Here is a 3,303-nt window from a genome sequence, read left to right as displayed (position 1 = left end):
GGCTCCGCGGCAGCGGCCTGCGCAAGCGCTGCGGGGAGTTTGGCCGCACGGCGCAGTTGACCGCGTCGGTTAACGGGAGTGCGGTATCAGGGCTGGCCGGGGCTTTCGCACGCGCGAAAAGAAGAAGGCCGGATCCTTTCGGATCCGGCCTTCTGGGGTAAAGCCCCTGGCGATGACCTACTCTTGCATGGCTTGAGCCACACTACCATCGGCGCGTGTGCGTTTCACTTCCGAGTTCGGGATGGGATCGGGTGGTTCCACACAGCTATTATCACCAGGGAGAGGGTGGAGGGTCGCAGGCTTCGGTGGATTGAAGTAGCGCGCACGCTCTCGTTGGGTTGCTTCGACGCGGTGTACTGCGTTGTCGGCGAATAGATTGGAATGTAGCGAGTCAGTGTTGGTTTGGAATATCGACGCGTCGTCGAGTCCAAGGCCACTTGAGGTTATATGGTCAAGCCACACGGATCATTAGTACAGGTTAGCTCAATGCGTTGCCGCACTTACACACCCTGCCTATCAACCACCTAGTCTTGATGGTTCCTTTAGGGGAGTCGAGCTCCCGGGAGATCTCATCTTGAGGCGCGCTTCCCGCTTAGATGCTTTCAGCGGTTATCGCTTCCGAACATAGCTACCCGGCAGTGCCACTGGCGTGACAACCGGAACACCAGAGGTTCGTCCACTCCGGTCCTCTCGTACTAGGAGCAGCCCCTCTCAAATCTCCAACGCCCACGACAGATAGGGACCGAACTGTCTCACGACGTTCTGAACCCAGCTCGCGTACCACTTTAAATGGCGAACAGCCATACCCTTGGGACCGACTACAGCCCCAGGATGTGATGAGCCGACATCGAGGTGCCAAACACCGCCGTCGATATGAACTCTTGGGCGGTATCAGCCTGTTATCCCCGGAGTACCTTTTATCCGTTGAGCGATGGCCCTTCCATACAGAACCACCGGATCACTAAGACCTACTTTCGTACCTGCTTGATCCGTCGATCTTGCAGTCAAGCACGCTTATGCCTTTGCACACAGTGCGCGATGTCCGACCGCGCTGAGCGTACCTTCGTGCTCCTCCGTTACACTTTGGGAGGAGACCGCCCCAGTCAAACTACCCACCATACACGGTCCCCGACCCGGATTACGGGCCTAGGTTAGAACGTCAAGCACGACAGGGTGGTATTTCAAGGATGGCTCCACTGCAGCTAGCGCCACAGTTTCATAGCCTCCCACCTATCCTACACAGACGAACTCAACGTTCAGTGTAAAGCTATAGTAAAGGTTCACGGGGTCTTTCCGTCTTGCCGCGGGAACGCTGCATCTTCACAGCGATTTCAATTTCACTGAGTCTCGGGTGGAGACAGCGCCGCTGTCGTTACGCCATTCGTGCAGGTCGGAACTTACCCGACAAGGAATTTCGCTACCTTAGGACCGTTATAGTTACGGCCGCCGTTTACTGGGGCTTCGATCAAGAGCTTCGCCTTGCGGCTAACCCCATCAATTAACCTTCCAGCACCGGGCAGGCGTCACACCCTATACGTCCACTTTCGTGTTTGCAGAGTGCTGTGTTTTTGATAAACAGTCGCAGCGGCCTGGTCACTGCGGCCCTTCTCAGCTATGAACCAAAAAGGGCGCACCTTCTCCCGAAGTTACGGTGCTATTTTGCCTAGTTCCTTCACCCGAGTTCTCTCAAGCGCCTGAGAATTCTCATCCTGCCCACCTGTGTCGGTTTACGGTACGGTCTGCGTAAGCTGAAGCTTAGGAGCTTTTCCTGGAAGCGTGATATCAGCAGCCTAGTCCTAATGGACCGGTCCTTAGTCTCAACGTTGCGCCCCCGGATTTGCCTAAGGGCACCGCCTCAACTCTCTCACCAGGACAACCAACGCCTGGCCTGCCTAACCTTCTCCGTCCCTCCATCGCACTTACGCGAGGTGCAGGAATATTAACCTGCTTCCCATCGACTACGCATTTCTGCCTCGCCTTAGGGGCCGACTCACCCTGCGTCGATTAACGTTGCGCAAGGAAACCTTGGGCTTTCGGCGTGCGGGCTTTTCACCCGCATTATCGTTACTCATGTCAGCATTCGCACTTCCGATACCTCCAGCGGACTTCTCAATCCACCTTCGCAGGCTTACGGAACGCTCCTCTACCGCGCACAAACAAGTTGTGCACCCCAAGCTTCGGTTTATCGCTTAGCCCCGTTAAATCTTCCGCGCAGACCGACTCGACCAGTGAGCTATTACGCTTTCTTTAAAGGGTGGCTGCTTCTAAGCCAACCTCCTGGCTGTCTGTGCCTTTCCACATCGTTCACCACTTAGCGATAAATTTGGGACCTTAGCTGTGGGTCTGGGTTGTTTCCCTTTTCACGACGGACGTTAGCACCCGCCGTGTGTCTCCCATACAGTCCGTCTTGGTATTCGGAGTTTGCCATGGTTTGGTAAGTCGCAATGACCCCCTAGCCATAACAGTGCTCTACCCCCAAGAGGATACATATGAGGCGCTACCTAAATAGCTTTCGAGGAGAACCAGCTATCTCCGGGTTCGATTAGCTTTTCACTCCTAATCACACCTCATCCCCTACCTTTGCAACGGGAGTGGGTTCGGGCCTCCAGTTGATGTTACTCAACCTTCACCCTGGGCATGACTAGATCACCCGGTTTCGGGTCTACTGCCCGCGACTATGCGCCCTTATCAGACTCGGTTTCCCTTCGCCTCCCCTATACGGTTAAGCTTGCCACGAACAGTAAGTCGCTGACCCATTATACAAAAGGTACGCAGTCACCCCGAAGGGCTCCTACTGCTTGTACGCACACGGTTTCAGGGTCTATTTCACTCCCTTCACCAGGGTTCTTTTCGCCTTTCCCTCACGGTACTGGTTCACTATCGGTCGGTCAGGAGTATTTAGCCTTGGAGGATGGTCCCCCCATATTCAGACAGGGTTTCTCGTGCCCCGCCCTACTCGATTTCATCGCATGAGCCCCTTCGCATACAGGGCTATCACCTTCTACGGCGAATCTTTCCAGATTCTTTTGCTGAAACTCATGCAACTTAAGGGCTAGTCCCCGTTCGCTCGTCACTACTTAGGGAATCTCGGTTGATTTCTTTTCCTCCGGGTACTTAGATATTTCAGTTCTCCGGGTTCGCTTCCAGCAGCTATGTATTCACTGCAGGATACCTATTGCTAGGTGGGTTTCCCCATTCGGACATCGCGGGATCAATGCTTGTTGCCAGCTCCCCCACGCTTTTCGCAGGCTGCCACGTCCTTCATCGCCTCTGACCGCCAAGGCATCCACCGTGTGCGCTTAT

The 3,303-nt window shown here is 54.9% G+C and carries 2 rRNA genes (1 of these 2 running past the window's edge); both read right to left on the bottom strand.

The features are described from left to right. Positions 1–164: 164 nt before the first annotated feature. Positions 165–279: ribosomal RNA gene (gene rrf, locus AC3A57_RS22825) — 5S ribosomal RNA — on the bottom strand. Positions 280–447: 168 nt separating this feature from the next. Next, positions 448–3,303 (bottom strand): 23S ribosomal RNA (locus tag AC3A57_RS22820) (it continues 10 nt past the right edge of the window).

This window comes from Lysobacter sp. Soil_C_15 (assembly GCF_057657315.1).
The sequence above is the reverse complement of the archived record's forward strand: the minus strand, read 5'-3'. Positions and strand labels throughout refer to the sequence as shown.